The 524-nt window shown below is 63.9% G+C and carries 1 protein-coding gene; it reads left to right on the top strand.

The window, feature by feature from the left end:
• The coding region (locus LU671_RS29320; RefSeq protein WP_442964164.1) for a calcium-binding protein at positions 1-524 on the top strand (524 nt) is incomplete at both ends.

Genomic DNA, 524 nt, shown 5'->3' with positions numbered 1-524 from the left:
GTGGAAAACCTCACCTACATCGGTAGCGGCAACTTCACCGGTGTCGGCAACGCCAGCGACAACATCATCACCGGCGGCAGCGGCAACGACGTGATGCGCGGCGGCGCCGGTGGCGACCGCTTCATCGGCGGCGCGGGCAACGACACCGTGTCGTACACCGATGCCAGCGCCGGTATCACCCTGAACTTCAAGACCGGCGTGCATGGTGGCATCGCCGCTGGCGACACCTTCGACAGCATCGAGGTGTACCAGGGCTCGAACTATGCCGACACCTTCATCAGCGACGCGCGCGCGCAGACCTTCGATGGCGGCCTGAACGACACGATGGACTACTCGCTGTCCGACCAGGCGGTGACGATCACCATCGACAACACCGGCGGCAAGGGCCAGGGCGGCGACGCCGAAGGCGACAAGTTCACCGGCATGTACAGTGTCATCGGCAGTAGCCAGAACGACACCTTCATCATGCAGGCGACGGGTTCGAGCAAGAGCTTCGCCGGTGGTGCCGGCAACGACGTGTACTA

It is taken from the genome of Pseudomonas sp. NMI760_13, assembly GCF_021283245.1.
GTDB lineage: Bacteria > Pseudomonadota > Gammaproteobacteria > Pseudomonadales > Pseudomonadaceae > Aquipseudomonas > Aquipseudomonas peradeniyensis.
Note: the sequence above shows the minus strand (reverse complement) of the source record. Positions and strands in the feature narration are given on the sequence as shown.